This window comes from Sphingomonas sp. DC1600-2 (genome assembly GCF_049897605.1).
Taxonomy (GTDB): Bacteria; Pseudomonadota; Alphaproteobacteria; order Sphingomonadales; family Sphingomonadaceae; genus Sphingomonas.
On the sequence record NZ_JAFCWO010000002.1, the window covers coordinates 188404 to 205193 of the forward strand.

General features: G+C 65.8%; 18 protein-coding genes. 11 read left to right on the forward strand and 7 right to left on the reverse strand.

Going from position 1 to position 16790, the window contains the following annotated elements; translation table 11 throughout:
* The first annotated feature begins 28 nt into the window (after positions 1–28).
* From ACP7BL_RS04350 to eda, 7 genes are all read left to right on the forward strand, one after another.
* Positions 29–289, forward strand: coding sequence for an SH3 domain-containing protein (locus tag ACP7BL_RS04350; RefSeq protein WP_126845752.1), 261 nt, complete (start codon positions 29–31; stop codon positions 287–289).
* Complete coding sequence (gene argC, locus ACP7BL_RS04355; protein WP_426257720.1) at positions 286–1215, forward strand: N-acetyl-gamma-glutamyl-phosphate reductase; 930 nt, start codon at positions 286–288, stop codon at positions 1213–1215. Before ACP7BL_RS04350 ends, argC begins: the two co-directional genes overlap by 4 nt.
* Positions 1216–1301: 86 nt before the next feature.
* Entirely contained in the window at positions 1302–2768 is a 1467-nt protein-coding gene (gene zwf / locus ACP7BL_RS04360; protein WP_126845754.1) for a glucose-6-phosphate dehydrogenase, read from the forward strand.
* Between the two features lie 154 nt (positions 2769–2922).
* A complete protein-coding gene (pgl, locus tag ACP7BL_RS04365; RefSeq protein ID WP_426257721.1) occupies positions 2923–3633 on the forward strand; it encodes a 6-phosphogluconolactonase in 711 nt (236 codons plus the stop codon).
* 124 nt (positions 3634–3757) lie between these two features.
* Positions 3758–5575: a phosphogluconate dehydratase gene (gene edd, locus ACP7BL_RS04370; protein WP_426257722.1), complete on the forward strand. Its 1818-nt coding sequence runs from the start codon at positions 3758–3760 to the stop codon at positions 5573–5575.
* Between the two features lie 2 nt (positions 5576–5577).
* Positions 5578–6546: a glucokinase gene (glk, locus tag ACP7BL_RS04375; protein ID WP_033965187.1), complete on the forward strand. Its 969-nt coding sequence runs from the start codon at positions 5578–5580 to the stop codon at positions 6544–6546.
* On the forward strand, positions 6543–7163 hold the full coding sequence (gene eda, locus ACP7BL_RS04380) for a bifunctional 4-hydroxy-2-oxoglutarate aldolase/2-dehydro-3-deoxy-phosphogluconate aldolase (RefSeq protein WP_426257723.1): 621 nt from the start codon (positions 6543–6545) through the stop codon (positions 7161–7163). Before glk ends, eda begins: the two co-directional genes overlap by 4 nt.
* A 128-nt stretch (positions 7164–7291) precedes the next feature.
* On the opposite strand, the gene ACP7BL_RS04385 is transcribed toward eda, so the two are convergent.
* The 6 genes from ACP7BL_RS04385 to fabD form a co-directional block, all read right to left on the reverse strand.
* Positions 7292–7687 (reverse strand): hypothetical protein, encoded by a 396-nt coding sequence (locus ACP7BL_RS04385; RefSeq protein WP_426257724.1) that lies wholly within the window; start codon positions 7685–7687, stop codon positions 7292–7294.
* Between the two features lie 124 nt (positions 7688–7811).
* Positions 7812–8777: an endolytic transglycosylase MltG gene (gene mltG, locus ACP7BL_RS04390; RefSeq protein WP_033965184.1), complete on the reverse strand. Its 966-nt coding sequence runs from the start codon at positions 8775–8777 to the stop codon at positions 7812–7814.
* Positions 8778–8891: 114 nt separating this feature from the next.
* Positions 8892–10151, reverse strand: coding sequence for a beta-ketoacyl-ACP synthase II (gene fabF, locus ACP7BL_RS04395; protein ID WP_126845758.1), 1260 nt, complete (start codon positions 10149–10151; stop codon positions 8892–8894).
* A 120-nt stretch (positions 10152–10271) separates the two neighbouring features.
* Positions 10272–10508 carry an acyl carrier protein gene (locus tag ACP7BL_RS04400; protein WP_033965183.1) on the reverse strand — a complete coding sequence of 79 codons (237 nt, stop codon included), beginning with the start codon at positions 10506–10508 and terminating at the stop codon, positions 10272–10274.
* 152 nt (positions 10509–10660) lie between these two features.
* Positions 10661–11401, reverse strand: coding sequence for a 3-oxoacyl-[acyl-carrier-protein] reductase (fabG, locus tag ACP7BL_RS04405; protein WP_137902568.1), 741 nt, complete (start codon positions 11399–11401; stop codon positions 10661–10663).
* 62 nt (positions 11402–11463) lie between these two features.
* Positions 11464–12423 (reverse strand): ACP S-malonyltransferase, encoded by a 960-nt coding sequence (gene fabD / locus ACP7BL_RS04410; protein ID WP_126845762.1) that lies wholly within the window; start codon positions 12421–12423, stop codon positions 11464–11466.
* A 208-nt stretch (positions 12424–12631) separates the two neighbouring features.
* On the opposite strand from fabD, the gene ACP7BL_RS04415 reads away from it, so the two are divergent.
* The 4 genes from ACP7BL_RS04415 to rplI all read left to right on the forward strand — a co-directional run bounded on the left by ACP7BL_RS04415 (position 12632) and on the right by rplI (position 14550).
* A complete protein-coding gene (locus tag ACP7BL_RS04415) occupies positions 12632–12994 on the forward strand; it encodes an RcnB family protein (RefSeq protein WP_126845763.1) in 363 nt (120 codons plus the stop codon).
* A gap of 272 nt (positions 12995–13266) precedes the next feature.
* A complete protein-coding gene (gene rpsF, locus ACP7BL_RS04420; protein ID WP_010403344.1) occupies positions 13267–13701 on the forward strand; it encodes a 30S ribosomal protein S6 in 435 nt (144 codons plus the stop codon).
* A 12-nt stretch (positions 13702–13713) separates the two neighbouring features.
* Positions 13714–13938 carry a 30S ribosomal protein S18 gene (gene rpsR / locus ACP7BL_RS04425; protein WP_010163758.1) on the forward strand — a complete coding sequence of 75 codons (225 nt, stop codon included), beginning with the start codon at positions 13714–13716 and terminating at the stop codon, positions 13936–13938.
* Positions 13939–13950: 12 nt separating this feature from the next.
* Positions 13951–14550 (forward strand): 50S ribosomal protein L9, encoded by a 600-nt coding sequence (gene rplI / locus ACP7BL_RS04430; RefSeq protein WP_426257725.1) that lies wholly within the window; start codon positions 13951–13953, stop codon positions 14548–14550.
* A gap of 332 nt (positions 14551–14882) precedes the next feature.
* On the opposite strand, the gene mutL is transcribed toward rplI, so the two are convergent.
* Entirely contained in the window at positions 14883–16673 is a 1791-nt protein-coding gene (gene mutL / locus ACP7BL_RS04435; RefSeq protein WP_426257726.1) for a DNA mismatch repair endonuclease MutL, read from the reverse strand.
* Positions 16674–16790: the final 117 nt, after the last annotated feature.

Here is a 16790-nt window from a genome sequence, read left to right on the forward strand (position 1 = left end):
GGTCGCGCTCGATCCGCGGCGGCATGCGGTGCGCCGCGATCTCGCCGATATTCGCCTGGCCGACCGCGTTTTCGCCCCGCATTATGCCTGCGCCGTCCCCCGCGTGCTGATCGCTGCGGCAGACTTGCGCGAGGCACCCGGCCCCGATTCGGCGGTGTTGGCCGAATTGGAGATTGGCGACGTGTTCGAAGTGCTGGAATTTGTGCGCGGCCGTGCCTGGGGCCGCGCGCCGGGCAAGGATCTGGTCGGCTATATCGACGCCGATGCCTTGTCATGGCCCGCGGCATGAGCATTTCGGTCTTCATCGATGGTGCGCACGGCACCACTGGCCTGGAAATCCGCGAGCGGCTTGCCGGACGCAGCGAAATATCGTTGATCTCGCTCGACGAAGCGCGGCGCAAGGATCCCGTGGCGCGCGGCGAAGCGCTGAACGACAGTGACTTCGTGATTTTGTGCCTACCCGACGATGCCGCACGCGAGGCCGTTTCGCTGATCGACAATGATCGCACACGCGTGATCGACGCTTCGACCGCCTTCCGTACCGCCGATGGCTGGACCTATGGCTTTCCCGAACTCGAACCCGGTCAGGCCGCCGCGATCGCCGAGGCGAAGCGTGTCAGCAATCCCGGCTGTTATCCGACTGGCTTCCTCGCGCTCGTCCGTCCACTGGTCCGCGCCGGACTGGTGCCGGTCGATTGGGCGATCAGCGTCAATGCGGTGTCGGGCTATTCGGGCGGCGGCAAGGCGATGATCGCCGATTATGAGGGCGTCAATCCGCCGCCTGCGGCGCGCGCCTATGCCCTTGGCCTCGCGCACAAGCATGTGCCCGAGATGCAGAAGCACGCCCGGCTCGAACATCCGCCGATCTTCATGCCGTCGGTCGTGAACACCTATCGCGGGATGATTGTCGAGGTTCCGCTGGCGCTCCACATGTTCACCCGCCGCCCGACTTTGGCGGTGTGCGAATCGACGCTGCGCGAAGCCTATGCCGACAGCGCGCTGATCCGCGTTGCCGATGCCGATGCCGCCGCTGTGTGTATCGAGGACGATGCCGGTACGGATCGGCTGACCGTCCGGGTGTGCGGCAACGCCGCCACCGGTCAGGCCCGTCTGATCGCGACGCTCGACAATCTCGGCAAGGGCGCTGCGGGGGCTGCGGTGCAAAGTCTCAACATCATGGCGGGTCTCGATCCGGTGGCGGGGCTGACGCTGTAATTTTTTGCCGCTTTACGATACGTATTCACCTTGGCGGCGCGCGTTCGCCTCTTTAGGTGACCCCTTCCCCAGGAGGCTGATTTCGCATGCCCACCCGCACGCCCGTCGCCAAATTGATGTTGTTCGGCGCGACCGGAGATCTCGCGCAGCGGATGCTGCTCCCCTCGCTTTATGGCCTGCACGCCGATGGCCTGCTGCCCGAGGGGCTGACGATCACCGGCACCGCCCGCTCCGAGCATACCGATGCGAGCTTTCGTAAATTCGCCAAGCAGGCACTCGACCAGTTCCTGCCCGAGGACCGCAAGGACGAGAAAGCCGCGAAAACCTTCCTCGACCGCCTGCAATATCAGGCGCTCGATGCGACCGATCTCAATCATTACAAGCAGCTCGCCGAAAAGGTCGGCGATGTGTCGGGTGGCCTTGCCATCTTCCTGTCGACGGCACCCTCGCTGTTCGAACCGGTCATTCGCGGGCTCGAATCGGCGGGCCTCGCCGGGGAAACCGTGCGAATCGGGTTGGAAAAGCCGCTCGGCTACGATCTCGCCTCCAGCCGCGAGATCAACGATACGGTCGCCAGCGCCTTCCCCGAGGAGCGGACCTTCCGCATCGATCATTATCTGGGCAAGGAAACCGTCCAGAACATTCTCGCCCTGCGCTTCGGCAACAGCTTTTTCGAGCCTGTGTGGAATGCGCGCGGCATCGACAATGTCCAGATCACCGTCTCCGAAACCGTCGGCCTGGAAGAGCGCGCGGCCTATTATGACGGCGCTGGTGCCTTGCGCGACATGGTTGCCAACCACATGCTGCAGTTGCTCGCGCTGATCGCGATGGAGCCCCCGGCCCGCTTCGACGGATCGGCGATCCGCGATGAAAAGGCCAAGGTGTTCCGCTCGCTGCGCCAGATCGCCCCGGCGGATGCGCCGTTGATGTCGGTCACCGGCCAATATGCAGCGGGTGCCAGCGGCGGCCAGATCGTGCGCGGCTATATCGACGAACTCGGCAAGCCTTCGACCACCGAGACCTTCGTCGCGATCAAGGCGCATGTCGACAATTGGCGCTGGCAGGGCGTGCCCTTCTATTTGCGCACCGGCAAGCGCATGACCACGCGCCGTTCCGAAATCGCGATCCAGTTCAAGCCCGTGCCGCATTCGATGTTCTCGAACCGCGGCGGCCTGCTGCAGCCCAATGCGCTGATCATCCGCCTGCAGCCCGAGGAATATGTGCAGTTGCTGGTGATGGCCAAGGAACCCGGCCTCGACCGCGACGGCATCCGCCTGCGCGAAGTGCCGCTGAACCTCAGCCTCGATTCGGAATTTGCCGGCACGCGCCGTCGTATCGCCTATGAGCGATTGCTGCTCGATCTGATCGAGGGCGACCAGACCCTGTTCGTCCGCCGTGACGAGGTCGAGGCGCAATGGACCTGGATCGACGCGATCCGCGCCGGTTGGGTCGCCAATGACATGAAACCCAAGAGTTATGCTTCGGGCAGTTGGGGCCCGAGTGCTGCCATCGCGCTGACCGAGCGCGACGGCGTGACCTGGCAGGACGATTGAAATCCCCCTCTCCCCGCCGGGGAGTGGGAAAGCGAGCGAAGCGAAGCGCGGGAGAGGGGCAGTGACGCGGACATTCGTCTGACGCACTGCGCCACTCCCCCTCCCCCCCACCCTCTACCCGCAAGCGGAGAGAGGGAGATGAAGGACAAAGATCATGAGCGAAGAAATCGAATGGTGGGATTATGACGATGCCGAGGAGATGGCGGATGCCGTCGCCGGGGACATTGCCTTCATCATCGAATCCGCGATCGATGCGCGCGGCGCGGCGGTGATCGCTTTGTCGGGCGGCAAGACGCCGATCCCGATCTACGAACGCCTCGCCAAGGCCAAGATCGACTGGAAGCGCGTCACCATCGTGCCGACCGACGAGCGCATCGTGCCGCTCGGCGATCCGCTGTCCAACGTGACGATGATCGCCAAGACCTTCCTGCCCAAGGGCGCGCGCGTAATGCCGATCGTCCCCGCCGCCACCGCCGATTACAAGGCCGCCGGGCGATCGGCCGATGCGCTGATGCAGGATCTGCACTGGCCGCTCGATCTGTGCCTGCTCGGCGTTGGTGCCGACGGCCACACCGCCTCGATCTTCCCCGGCCCCGATTTCGACGAAGCGCTGTCGGGCCCGAACGAGCGCCGCGCGCTGGGCGTGATGCCCGAGCCGCTGCCCAAGGAAGCGCCGGTCGCGCGCGTCACCTTGAGCCGCGCCGCGATCGTCTCGGCGCGCGCGCTGATCATCGCGGTCACCGGCGACGCCAAGAAAAAGGTGATCGAACAGGCGATCAAGCAAGGGCCGTCCTCGGCTTACCCGATCGGCCGCGTGCTGGCCGATGCAGAGTTGCCCGTCGACATTCACTGGGCGGCTGCGTGACAGCAACGCGCCCCGCACCGTCACCCCGGGCTCGTCCCGGGGTCCACCGCGCCGCCTGGCCAGCGATCGCGGGACGCGCTGCGGGGTGGATGCCGGGACAGGCCCGGCATGACGGAGAAGTTTCATGACCCTGCACCCGGAAATCGCCGCCGTCACCGACCGCGTGATCGAGCGCTCCAAGGCCAGCCGCGCCGCCTATCTCGGCCTGATCGGCCGCGCGCGCGATTCGCATATCGAGCGCCCCGCCATGGGCTGCGCCAATGCCGCGCACGCTTATGCCGGCACCGAGGAGGACCGCCCTGCCCTGACCAGCGGCAAGGCGATGAACATCGGCATCGTCTCCGCCTATAACGACATGCTCTCGGCACATGCGCCTTACTATCGCTACCCCGAGCAGATGAAGGTGTGGGCGCGCGAGGCGGGTGCCACCGCGCAGGTCGCAGGCGGCGTGCCCGCCATGTGCGACGGCGTGACGCAGGGCTATCCCGGCATGGAGCTGTCGCTGTTCAGCCGCGACACGATTGCCCTCTCCACCGCGATCGCGCTCAGCCACGGCGTGTTCGAGGGTGCCGCGCTGCTCGGCATTTGCGACAAGATCGTGCCGGGCCTGCTGATGGGGGCCTTGCGCTTCGGCCATTTGCCGATGGTACTGATCCCCTCAGGCCCGATGCCCTCTGGCCTGCCCAATAAGGAAAAGGCCGCCGTGCGCGAGGCGTTCGCCGAAGGCAAGGTCGGCCGCGAGGCGCTGCTCGAAGCCGAGATCGGTGCCTATCATTCCAAGGGCACCTGCACCTTTTACGGCACCGCCAATTCCAACCAGATGATGATGGAAGTGATGGGCCTGCACATGCCGGGTGCCGCCTTCGTCAATCCCGGCACCAAACTGCGCCAGGAACTGACCCGCGCCGCCGTCCACCGCCTTGCCGCCAATGGCTGGCATGGCGACGATTATCGCCCGCTCGGCCTGTGCGTCGATGAGAAAGCGATCGTCAATGCCGCAATCGGCCTGCTCGCGACCGGCGGCTCGACCAATCATTTGCTGCATTTGCCCGCAATTGCGGCCTGCGCCGGGATCGTGCTCGACTGGGAGGATTTCGATCGCCTGTCCAAGGCGGTGCCGCTCATCACCCGCGTCTATCCCAACGGGTCGGCCGATGTGAACGGGTTCGAGGCGGCGGGCGGTATGCCCTTCGTCATCCGCGAACTGGTGTCGGCCGGGTTGCTCCACGGCGATCTGCTGACGGTCGCGGGCGACAGCCTTGCCGATTATGGCCGCAAGCCGGTAATCGAGGGCGATGCGCTGGCCTGGGTCGATCCCGGCCCGAGCGGCGACGAGAGCATCCTGCGCGCGGCGTCCGCACCGTTCGCGCCCGAGGGCGGCTTCCGCATCCTCACCGGCAATCTCGGTCGCGCCTGCATCAAGGTGTCCGCGGTCGAGCAGGACCGCTGGACGATCGAGGCCCCCGCGCGCGTGTTCCACGATCAGGCGTCGGTCCAGGCCGCGTTCCAGGCGGGCGAGCTCGACCGCGACGTAGTGGTGGTCGTGCGCTTCCAGGGCCCACGCGCCAATGGCATGCCCGAACTCCACAAGCTCACGCCCCCGCTCGGCGTGCTGCAGAATCGCGGCTTCCGCGTCGCGCTCGTCACCGATGGCCGCATGTCGGGTGCGAGCGGCAAGGTGCCGTGCGCGATCCATTGCTCGCCCGAGGCATTGGGCGACGGTCCGCTCTCGCGCGTCCGCGATGGCGACGTGATCCGGCTCGATGCGGTGACCGGCGAACTGTTCGCGCGGGTCGATCCGGCGGAATGGGCGGCGCGCACGCCCGTCTCGATGCCGAGCGAAATCGACGGCATGGGCCGCGAACTGTTCGGCCTGTTCCGCCAGAACGCCAATGAAGCCGAGCGCGGCGCATCGCCGCTGCTGACCGGCATGGGATGGTAAGCATGGAAATCGTTTCGGTCGATATTGGCGGCACGCACGCGCGCTTTGCGCTGGCCGAAGTGGCCGAGGGCCGCGTCGTCTCGCTGGGTGAGCCGGTCACGCTCAAAACCGCCGAATATGCCGGTTTTCAGACCGCGTGGGAGGCGTTCGGCACGCAATTGGGGCGCGCGCTGCCGCGTGCCGCCGCCATCGCGGTCGCCTCGCCGATCAGCGGCGACGTGATCAAGCTGACCAACAATCCCTGGGTCATCCGGCCGCCGCTGATCAAGGAGCGGCTCCACGTCGACAGCTTCGTGCTGATCAACGATTTCGGCGCAGTCGGCCAGGCGGTGGCCCAAGTCGATCAGGGCGATTTCCTGCATCTGTGCGGGCCGGACGTCCCCTTCCCCGATCACGGGGTCCTCACCGTCTGCGGCCCCGGCACAGGCCTGGGCGTTGCGCAAGTGCTGCGCGGGCCGGATCGCTATCACGTGATCGAGACCGAGGGCGGTCATGTCGATTTCGCGCCGCTCGACGGGCTGGAGGACCAGTTGGTCAAGCGCCTGCGCAAGGCCTATACCCGCGTCTCGGCCGAACGCGTCGTCTCCGGCCCCGGCATCGTCGCCATTTATGAAACGCTGGCCGACATCGAACATCGCGTCATCCCGCGCATCGACGACAAGGCGATCTGGGCTGCGGCGCTGGACGGCGAGGACAGTCTGGCCGTCGCCGCGATGGATCGGTTCTGCTTGAGCCTCGGCGCGGTCGCGGGTGATCTCGCGCTGGCGCATGGCGCGAACGGCGTGGTCATCGCGGGTGGGCTTGGCTTGCGGCTGAAGGACCATATCCGCAATTCGGGCTTTGCCGAGCGCTTCGCCGCCAAGGGCCGTTTCCAGAACCGCATGGCGGCGATCCCCGTCAAACTCATCACCCATCCGCAGCCCGGCCTGTTCGGCGCGGCGGCGGCTTATGCCCAGGAGTACACCTTATGACCGCCTCGCCCTCCATTGCCGACGTGATGCAGACCAGCGCCGTCATCCCGGTGCTGGTGATCGACGACGCCGCCACCGCGCGTCCGCTCGCCGAGGCGCTGGTCGCAGGTGGCCTGAAGGTGCTCGAAGTCACGCTGCGCACCCCGGCCGCGCTCGACGCGATTCGCGAGATGAAGAAGGTGCCCGGCGCGATCGTCGGGGCCGGGACCGTCGTGAACCCCGACCAGTTTGCCCAAGCCGTGGACGCCGGGGCGGAATTCATCGTGTCGCCTGGCCTGACCCAGCACCTCGCGCGCCCGATCATCGACGCAGGCGTGCCGTTCCTGCCGGGCATCGCCAATGCCGCCGACATCATGACCGGGCTCGACCTTGGCCTCACCCATTTCAAATTCTTTCCAGCCGAGGCCAATGGCGGGCTGAAGGCGCTGAAGGCGCTCGCCGCGCCCTTCTACCAGTGCAAATTCTGCCCGACCGGCGGCATTACCGAGGCAAGCGCACCCGAATGGCTCGCTTTCGCGCCGGTGCTGTGCGTCGGCGGTAGCTGGGTGACGCCCAAGGGCGCCTCGATGGCCGAGGTGGAAGCGCTTGCGCGCGCGGCGAGCAGGCTGCGGGGATAAGCGCACACCCGTCACCCCGGCCTCGTGCCGGGGTCCACCGGCCCGCCAAGACAACCGCGCGGTGGATGCCGGGACAAGCCCGGCATGACGGGCGTGGGGCGACCAGAACAATCTGCGGCGCACCACCCTCACTCCCCGTCAGGATCAAGCGCCTTCTTGACCAGGCGCGTGACCAGCGTGATCGGATCGCGGCCATTGCCGTAACCGTAGGCAGCCGCTTCGCGTTTACTGCACTGCCGCTCCCCGGCGAAGATTCCGCACCGACCCGATGGGGTGATGGCGCTCAGGCCACTCGCCTCCGCCCCGCGCGCAGCATCCGCATCTGGCGCGGGCTCCTCGCGCAGCGGCAGCCGGTATTGATCCCGCCTTCGCCCGCACACGACAATTTCGTCAGCGGTGAGTGTGTCGTCGCACTTGGCGAGCGCGTTGAGCCGGATGGGCTTGGTGGTCCTGGCCAAATCGAAGAGCTTCGCAACCGGGGCAGCCTCAGCTGCCTGAAGGGCGATGCTCAGCCACAAGGACATCCATGCTTTTCCCAACCGCCTGTTCCGCCAGAGGTACAGCAGATTGGGAACGCTGCCAAGCCAACCACCCGTATGCCGCGCGGCCCGGTGGATGCCGGGACAAGCCCGGCATGACGGCTAGGGACTAAATCCCGTGCGCCGCGCGGTACGCGCGCCACTTGGCGACATTGGCGTTATGTTGTTCCAGCGTGTCGGCGAAGACGTGCCCGCCCGACCCGTCCGCCACAAAGTACAGCGCATTTGAGGGGGCCGGGTTCAGCACCGCATCGATCGATGCGCGGCCTGGGTTGCAGATCGGCCCGGCGGGCAGGCCGACCATCGCGTAGGTGTTGTAGGCGTTCACCGCGTGAACCTCGGACAGCAAGATCCGCCGCCCGAGTGGACGCCCCTTGGTGATCGGGTAGATGATCGTCGGGTCGGCCTGCAGCATCATCCCGCGCTTCAGCCGGTTGGAATAGACCGCCGCCACCATCGCGCGCTCGCTCGGCTTGCCGGTTTCCTTTTCCACGATCGAGGCGAGGATAAGGGCCTGTTCGGGCGTGGTCACGGCCAGCCCAGGCTTGCGATTCGCCCAGGCATTGGCGAGGTAGCGGCGCATCACGCTCTGCATGCGTTTGACGAGAAAGGCGCGACTGTCGCCACGCTGGAACGCGTAGCTGTCAGGCAGGATGCTCCCTTCCTCGGGCACCGGAACCGTTCCGGTCAGCCCCGGCGTCTTGTCGAGCGCGTCCTTGACCAAGACAGAGGGCCAGCCCTCGGGGATCGTCACGAAGCGCTGGATCGTCTTGGTGCCCTGCAACACCTTGAGGATGTCGGCCTGGCTCAGATGCGCCGGAATACGATATTCGCCGGCCTTGATCGGTGCATCCGCCCCGAACACCTTGGCAAACAGGCGGAAGCGCGACGCCGACGCAATCGCCCCGGCCTTCTCCAGCTGCACCGAAGCGGTTGCCAGACTGCTGCCCGGCGCGATTTGCACCGTGATCGGGTGGGCGAGCGGCCCGCGCCCGCCCCACATCTGCGCAACGCCGAACAACGCGGCAATCGCGACAAGCCCGAGCAGCAATCCAAGGCAACCGAGCTTGCGCATGGCGCTACTTCCCGTTCGGGCTGAGCGTGTCGAAGCCCAGCTCCCCAAAAGCGGAGGTTCCGCCCGTGGTGGGCTGCCCTTCGACAGGCTCAGGGCGAACGGAAGCGGTCGGCATCAGATCGCCCGCATCACCAGGCTCGCATTCGTCCCGCCAAAGCCGAACGAGTTGTTCAGCACTGCCTTGACCGAGCGCTTCTTGGCAACATGCGGCACCAGATCGACGCCGGCGCAATTCTCGCTCGGATTGTCGAGGTTGAGCGTCGGCGGCACGATCTGGTCGCGCAAAGCGAGGATGCAGAAGATGCTCTCCACCGCACCCGCGCCGCCGAGCAGATGCCCGATCGCCGACTTGGTCGAGCTCATCGACAGCGTGTCGATATTGTTGCCGAACAGGCGACGCACCGCGTTCAGTTCCAGCTCGTCGCCGAGCGGAGTCGAGGTGCCGTGCGCGTTGATGTAATCGATGTCGGACAAAGCCAGGCCCGACTTCTTCATCGCCATCTGCATCGAGCGGAACGCGCCCGAGCCTTCCGGGTGCGGCGCGGTGACGTGATAGGCATCGCCCGACAGGCCATAGCCGATCACCTCGGCATAGATTTTCGCGCCGCGCGCCTTGGCGTGCTCATATTCCTCAAGACAGACGACGCCCGCGCCCTCACCCATGACGAAGCCGTCGCGATCCTTGTCATACGGGCGGCTGCCGCGTTCGGGGGTCGCGTTGAAATTGGTCGACAGCGCGCGCGCCTGCGCGAAACCGGCAATGCCGAGCGGGCAGATCGCGCCCTCGGCACCGCCTGCCAGCATCACGTCGGCATCGTCCATCGCGATCATCCGCGCGGCATCGCCGATCGAATGCGCGCCGGTCGAACAGGCGGTGACGACCGCGTGGTTAGGCCCCATCAGGCCGTATTTGATCTGCACCTGGCCAGTGATGAGGTTGATCAGGCGGCCATGCACGAAATGCGGGGAGACGCGGCGCGGCCCCTTTTCATGCAACACGATCGATTCGCTGGCGATGCCCGGAAGGCCGCCAATGCCCGATCCGATCGAGCAACCCGCGCGGAACTTCTGTTCCTCGGTCATGTCGAGCAGACCGGCGTCTTCCAGCGCCTGCCCGGCGGCATCGATGCCATAGATAATGAACGGATCGACCTGGCGCTGCACCTTGTGGTCGACGCGCTTGCCCGGGTCGAAGCCATAGGCGTGATCGGCGGGCTTTACCTCGCACGCGATCGTGCAGGCATAATCGGTCGCGTCGAAGCGCGTGATCGTGCCCGCGCCCGATTTCGACGCCAGGATGTTCGCCCAGGCGGTTTCGACATCGGCCCCCAAAGGCGTCACCAGCCCGAGTCCGGTTACGACAACACGGCGCATGGCCATCTCCGTTTATTCAAATGCTCGTAAATGGGAAACGGCCCCTCGCCCCCGGTCAGTGCCCTGGGACGGGGAGCCGTTCCTGTGTTCAGCCGTGCGGCCGCGCCAGAGGCGTGGCGCTCAGCCCTTGTGCTCGTCGATAAAGGTGATCGCATCCTTGACGGTCGTGATCTTCTCGGCAGCATCGTCGGGAATTTCGACTTCGAATTCTTCTTCGAACGCCATCACGAGTTCCACGATGTCGAGGCTGTCCGCGCCCAGATCGTCGATGAAGCTCGCGTCTTCCGTCACCTTGTCGGCTTCGACGCCGAGGTGCTCGACGACGATCTTCTTAACGCGCTCTGCGATCTCGCTCATTGTATCTTCCCTCTAGTCGGTGGGGGTTTAGGTGTTTCCTGAACGCACGTAGAACGCGCATCGGAACGGCGCAAGAGGGCGGCGTGGCGAGCCGGGCTATTTGCCCGCCAGGACCGTATCGCTAACCATGCCGCCGTCCTATGCGATGGCGATCAGATCATCGCCATTCCGCCGTTGACGTGCAAGGTCTGCCCGGTGACGTAACCCGCCTCACGGCTGGCCAGATACACCACGGCCGCGCCGATATCCGCGCCCTCGCCCATCTTACCCATCGGAATCCGTGCGTTAAGCGCTTCCTTTTGCGCATCGGGCAGGCTGTCGGTCATCGGCGAGGCGATGAAGCCCGGTGCGACGCAATTGACAGTAATGCCGCGGCTGGCAAGTTCCTGCGCCAACGCCTTGGACATCGCGGTCAGCGCGCCCTTGGATGCGGCATAATTGGCCTGGCCCGGGTTGCCGGTGGTGCCGACGACCGAGGTGATCGACACGATTCGCCCGAAGCGCGCCTTCATCATCGGGCGTGCTGCCGCGCGGGCCAGCCGGAACGCCGCCTCCAAATTGACCCGGATCACCTGATCCCATTCCTCGTCCTTCATCCGCATGACGAGGTTGTCGCGCGTGATGCCGCCATTGTTGACGAGGATGTCGAGCTTTCCCCCCAACGCCTCGACCGCCGCGGGCACCAGTGCATCGACTGCGGCACCATCCGAAAGGTCGCACGGCAAAGCGACATGGTCGCCGCCGAGGCTATCCCGAAACGCCTCCAATTTTGCGATATTGGACCCGGAAACCGCCAGCCGCGCGCCTTGTGCCGCAAGCGCGCGCGCGATCGCGGACCCAATCCCCCCCGAAGCGCCCGTCACCAGCGCGGTCATGCCTGTAAGGTCGAACATTATTCTCTCCGATTGATATGATTCACGCGAAGGCGGTCACCTCATCCCTGCGCAAAAACGTCCTAAAGCGCCTTCGCCAAAGCCTCGATCTCCGCCATCGTCACCACGCTGACGGCATCGACGTCCGCCGCGATGCGCTTGACCATCGGGGTCAGTACCTTGCCGCCGAATTCGACGAAGCGCTCCACGCCCGTTTCCGCCATCGCCAGCACCGATTCGCGCCAGCGCACCATGCCGGTCACTTGCTCGACCAATAGCCGCCGGATCGTGTCGACATCGCCGACCGGCGAGGCGGTGACATTGGCGACAACCGGAACCAGCGGCGCATCGATCCGCGCATCGGCCAGCGCCTTTGCCATCGCGTCGGCGGCGGGCTGCATCAGCGGGCAGTGGAACGGTGCCGATACCGGTAGCAAGACCGCACGCTTCGCCCCCATCTCCTTGGCGAGTGCCACCGCGCGTTCGATTGCGCCGCGATGGCCCGAGATCACCACTTGCGACGGATCATTGTCATTGGCGACGGTGCACACCCATTTGTCTCCGCCTTCCGGCGCGGGCCCCTCGGCCGCCGCCTCGGCGATTGTGCGCGCCTTGTCGATATCGGCCCCGAGCAGGGCCGCCATCGCACCCACGCCGACTGGCACTGCGGCCTGCATCGCCAGCCCGCGATGCTTCAGCAGCAACGCCGTCGTCGCCAGGTCGATCGCGCCCGCAGCGCACAAAGCGGTATATTCGCCCAGCGAATGCCCCGCGACATAATCGGCCTTGTCCGCCAGCCGGATACCGCCCTCTTTCTCCAGCACCCGCAATGTCGCGATGGCATTGGCCATGATCGCGGGCTGGGCATTTTCGGTCAGTTGCAGCTGATCCTCCGGCCCTTCGCTCATCAGCCGGAACAGATGCTGGCCCAGCACCTCGTCGACTTCCTGAAACACCGCCCGCGCCTCCGCGCTCCCCTCGGCCAGCGCCTTGCCCATGCCAACGCTCTGGCTGCCCTGCCCCGGAAAAATGAAAGCGCGCATCGTGATACTCCTTTGGTGCGGCGGTTAGGCGCTCCGCCAAAGCCGCGTCAAGAACGGGGCACCCTGCGCTGAACCTGAACAGGGCCGAAGCGGGCGGGACACTTTGCGACCATTTCGGGTTCTATCCGCCACGGGCGTGCGACAACCACGTCCCACATATGTGTTCGACGCCGGGAGTAAGGCGCCGTGTACAAACAAGGAGCCCATCATGAAGAAACTCATCCTCGCCGTTCTGGCCGCCACCACCGTCCTCAGCCCGCTCGCCGCGAGCGCGCAGCAGCGCGACGAGCGCCGCACGACGGAGGTCCGCCATCAGCCAAATGGCCGCACCGTCGTCACCAAGCGCACGGTCGTCCGGCCCGAACCCGGCCGTCGTTGGGCCCGCGGGCAGCGCTTCGACCGCCGCTATGCCTCCAACTATCGCGAAATCAGCGATTGGCGTCAGTATCGCGGCCGCCGCCTGTACGCGCCGCCGCGCGGCTATCACTGGGTGCGCTCGGGCAATGACGCCGTCCTCGTCGCGCTCAGCGGCGGCCTGATCGGCGCGGTGCTGGCCGGCGCGTTCAACTAAGGCGCGTCGTCTTCGTCATGCCGGGCTTGTCCCGGCATCCACCGGGCCGCACACCCTGCAATCGATCCGCGCGGAAGACGGTGGACCCCGGCACAAGGCCGGGGTGACGGAGGTCCGTACCGGGCTTGCCTTCCTCGCGAATTTCGCTATGGGACGCCGATCGGGGCGGAGAGCGCACGCTTTCCGCCCCGGTTGTTATGCAAGACGATAGCCGGAGGGGCGTTTCGCATGGTGCGGGCGTCAGCGATCGGCCAAGAAGAGAGACGAGACACATGGCTCTATACGAGCACGTGTTCCTTGCGCGCCAGGATCTGGCACAGGCGCAAGTGGACGCTCTGGCGGAAATCGCCACCAAGATCGTAAACGATAATGAAGGCCGGGTCGTCAAGACCGAGAATTGGGGCCTGCGCAGCCTCGCCTACAAGATCGCGAAGAACCGCAAGGCGCATTACGTCATGCTCGAAATCGATGCCCCGGGCAGCGTGATCGTCGAGCTGGAGCGTCAGGTTCAGATCAACGAAGACATTATTCGCTACATGACCGTCAAGATCGACGCGTCCGAAGAGGGCCCGAGCGTGATGATGCGCAAGTCCGATCGTGACCGTGAGCGTCGCAGCGATCGTGAAGGCGGCCGCGAAGGCCGTGGCGATCGTCCCGACCGCGGCGACCGCGAGGATCGCCCCCGCCGCAGCTTTGACGGCGAATAAGGAGCTATAGATATGGCACGCCCATTTTTCCGCCGCCGCAAGAGCTGCCCCTTCTCCGCGAAGGACGCCCCCCGGATCGATTATAAGGACGTCCGTCTGCTGCAGGGCTTCGTGTCCGAGCGTGGCAAGATCGTCCCGTCGCGCATCACCTCGGTGAGCGCCAAGAAGCAGCGCGAGCTCGCCCAGGCGATCAAGCGTTCGCGCCATCTGGGCTTGCTGCCCTACATCGTTAAGTAAGGGGCCCAACAGATGGACATCATCCTGCTGGAACGCGTCGAAAAGCTCGGCAACATCGGCGACGTCGTCAAGGTCAAGGACGGCTTTGCCCGTAACTTCCTGCTGCCGAACAAGAAGGCGCTCCGTTCCAACGAAGCCAACCGCAAGGTCTTCGAAAAGAACCGCGAAAAGATCGTGGCCGACAACGCTGCCAAGCGTTCGGAAGCCGAGGTCGAAGCCAAGACGATCGACGGCATCACGCTGACGCTGATCCGCCAGTCGTCGAACACCGGCCAGCTTTACGGTTCGGTCGCCGTGCGCGATCTGATCGAAGCGCTCGAAGCCGCTGGCCACAAGGTCTCGAAGTCGGCGATCGTGCTCAACAAGCCGATCAAGGCAATTGGCCTCTATGAGGTCAAGGTTTCGCTGCACCCCGAAGTGTCGGTGACGATCAAGGTCAACATTGCACGCTCGCCCGAAGAGGCCGAGATGCAGGCCAAGGGCGTCAACGTCATGGAAGCCATGTTCGAAAAGGACGAGGCTGGTTTCGTCGAAGCGTACGATCCCAATGCCGAACCTGGCGCGACGGCGGAAGTCGGCGCGGACGATGCCGAGGCACCGGCCGCAGCCTGAGCCGTTCGCTCAAGCGCACAGAAAAAGGGCCCTCCGGAGCAATCCGGGCGGCCCTTTTCTTATGTGTGCCTGTCCTCCCCGGCACGGGGAGGATGCAGTTACCCCGTGACCGCGCACGCGCCGACCAGCGCAGCAAAGGGGATAAGCGCTAGGAAAACGGGAAGAATCTTGTTCATGGGAAAGATCGCTTTGCGGTGATGGGATGTTGCCTGGACAACGTTGCGCATGAGATGCGTATGCGCGCCGCCCAATTCAATACGGCGAAGCGTTCTTTATTGTAGACGAAATGAGCGAATCAACGCTCCGTCGTTCATTCCTGCGCAAGCCGCACGCTATTTCCGCCCGAACAACTTCTCGATGTCGCCATGCGCCAGCTTCACCCAGGTCGGACGACCGTGATTGCATTGGCCCGAGTGCGGGGTGACCTCCATTTCGCGCAGCAGCGCGTTCATCTCGGCGACCGACAGCACCCGCCCGGCGCGCACCGAGCCGTGGCACGCCATCGTCGCAGCGACATGGTCGAGCCGCTCGCGCAAAGACAGCGCCTCATCGAACGCGGCGAGCTCATCGGCCAGATCGGTGACGAGGCCCGTCACATCCCCCTGCCCGAGCATCGCCGGCACACCGCGCACCAGCATCGCGCGCGGGCCGAAGCGGTCGAGGTCGAGCCCGAATTCGCTCAGTTCCGCCGCGCGTGCCTCCAGCCGGTCGCAGGCCGGTTCATCGAGTTCGATCACTTCGGGCAGCAGCAGCGCCTGGCTCGCCACCCCGCCGCTCGCCATCGCCTTGCGCATACGTTCGAGCACGAGCCGTTCGTGCGCGGCGTGCTGGTCGACCAGGATCAGCCCGTCGCGGCTTTCGGCGACGATATAGGTCTTGGCCACCTGCCCGCGCGCGACGCCGAGCGGATAGTCGGCGGTTTCGGGCGGCGGCGCATAAGCCGGTTCGGCGCGAGCTTGCGGGGGTGGGGTGAAGCTGGGGCGGCGGTCGTTGAGGGTGTAAGCGGGCCGTGGCGCTTCCCACTGCCCCTCTCCCCGACCCTCTCCCCACAAGTGGGGAGAGGGAGATGGCGGCGCGATCGCCTCGACCGGCTCGCTTTGCCAAGCCGCCATCGCCGTTTCCGGTGCCCGCTGGCTGCGGTGCCCGGCTTCATCCAGCGCGCGGCGCAGGCCGCTGACGATCAGCCCGCGCACCAGCGCCGGATCGCGGAAGCGCACTTCGGTCTTCGCCGGATGCACGTTCACGTCGACCGCGTCGGGCGGCACGTCGAGGAACAAGGCCACCACCGCATGGCGGTCGCGCGGCATCATCTCGGCATAGGCGCCGCGAATCGCCCCGATCAGCAGGCGGTCCTTCACCGGGCGCCCGTTGACGAACAGATATTGGTGGTCGGCAATGCCGCGATTGAAGGTGGGCAACCCGGCGATGCCGCCAAGCCCGATCCCTTCGCGCACGAAATCGACGCCAACGCCATTGTCGATCAACCCGCGATCGGTCAGCGCGGCGACGCGGTCGGGCAAGGTCTCGCCCGCACTCACCCCGAACGAGCGCCGCCCGTCATGCTCGACCGAAAACCCGATGTCGGGCCGTGCCATGGCGAGCCGCTTGACCACGTCGATGCAGGCGGCGAACTCGCTACGCGCCGAGCGCAGGAACTTGCGCCGCGCGGGCACGCGCTCGAACAGCGCCTCGACGCGCACGCGCGTCCCCGGCGGAATCGCAGCGGGGCCCTCGGACAGCAGCACGCCATTGTCGACCACCCGCGCCCACCCTTCCGCCCCGCGCGGGCGGCTTTCCAGCGTGAGGCGCGCGACGCTCGCGATAGAGGGCAACGCCTCGCCGCGAAAGCCGAGCGTACTGACCGCTTCGATCGCCTCATCGGGAAGCTTGGAGGTGGCATGGCGTTCCAGCGCCAGCGCCATGTCGGGCGGGGTCATGCCGCACCCGTCGTCGGTCACTTCGACCAGATCGGTCCCCCCACCCCCAAGGCGCACAGCGATGCGCGTCGCCCCGGCGTCGATCGCATTCTCGACCAGTTCCTTCAACGCGCTGGCGGGTCGTTCCACCACTTCACCGGCAGCAATGCGATTGACGAGATGTTCTGGCAGGCGGCGTATTGACATGGCCTAGCCTCTAGCCCAATCGACGGCATCCCGCGACCCGCATTCAACCGAGCATCAGAGCGTGGAGGCAACGCTCTGAACGCCCCGGTTGCAAGCGACGCGCGACCTTTGTGCGAC

What these genes read in the sequence shown, in the direction of transcription:
- argC (WP_426257720.1), top strand. Translation starts at nt 286, where the DNA reads ATGAGCATTTCGGTCTTCATCGATGGTGCGCACGGCACCACTGGCCTG.
- zwf (WP_126845754.1), top strand. Translation starts at nt 1,302, where the DNA reads ATGCCCACCCGCACGCCCGTCGCCAAATTGATGTTGTTCGGCGCGACC.
- pgl (WP_426257721.1), top strand. Translation starts at nt 2,923, where the DNA reads ATGAGCGAAGAAATCGAATGGTGGGATTATGACGATGCCGAGGAGATG.
- edd (WP_426257722.1), top strand. Translation starts at nt 3,758, where the DNA reads ATGACCCTGCACCCGGAAATCGCCGCCGTCACCGACCGCGTGATCGAG.
- glk (WP_033965187.1), top strand. Translation starts at nt 5,578, where the DNA reads ATGGAAATCGTTTCGGTCGATATTGGCGGCACGCACGCGCGCTTTGCG.
- eda (WP_426257723.1), top strand. Translation starts at nt 6,543, where the DNA reads ATGACCGCCTCGCCCTCCATTGCCGACGTGATGCAGACCAGCGCCGTC.
- ACP7BL_RS04385 (WP_426257724.1), bottom strand. Translation starts at nt 7,687, where the DNA reads ATGTCCTTGTGGCTGAGCATCGCCCTTCAGGCAGCTGAGGCTGCCCCG.
- mltG (WP_033965184.1), bottom strand. Translation starts at nt 8,777, where the DNA reads ATGCGCAAGCTCGGTTGCCTTGGATTGCTGCTCGGGCTTGTCGCGATT.
- fabF (WP_126845758.1), bottom strand. Translation starts at nt 10,151, where the DNA reads ATGCGCCGTGTTGTCGTAACCGGACTCGGGCTGGTGACGCCTTTGGGG.
- ACP7BL_RS04400 (WP_033965183.1), bottom strand. Translation starts at nt 10,508, where the DNA reads ATGAGCGAGATCGCAGAGCGCGTTAAGAAGATCGTCGTCGAGCACCTC.
- fabG (WP_137902568.1), bottom strand. Translation starts at nt 11,401, where the DNA reads ATGTTCGACCTTACAGGCATGACCGCGCTGGTGACGGGCGCTTCGGGG.
- fabD (WP_126845762.1), bottom strand. Translation starts at nt 12,423, where the DNA reads ATGCGCGCTTTCATTTTTCCGGGGCAGGGCAGCCAGAGCGTTGGCATG.
- ACP7BL_RS04415 (WP_126845763.1), top strand. Translation starts at nt 12,632, where the DNA reads ATGAAGAAACTCATCCTCGCCGTTCTGGCCGCCACCACCGTCCTCAGC.
- rpsF (WP_010403344.1), top strand. Translation starts at nt 13,267, where the DNA reads ATGGCTCTATACGAGCACGTGTTCCTTGCGCGCCAGGATCTGGCACAG.
- rpsR (WP_010163758.1), top strand. Translation starts at nt 13,714, where the DNA reads ATGGCACGCCCATTTTTCCGCCGCCGCAAGAGCTGCCCCTTCTCCGCG.
- rplI (WP_426257725.1), top strand. Translation starts at nt 13,951, where the DNA reads ATGGACATCATCCTGCTGGAACGCGTCGAAAAGCTCGGCAACATCGGC.
- mutL (WP_426257726.1), bottom strand. Translation starts at nt 16,673, where the DNA reads ATGTCAATACGCCGCCTGCCAGAACATCTCGTCAATCGCATTGCTGCC.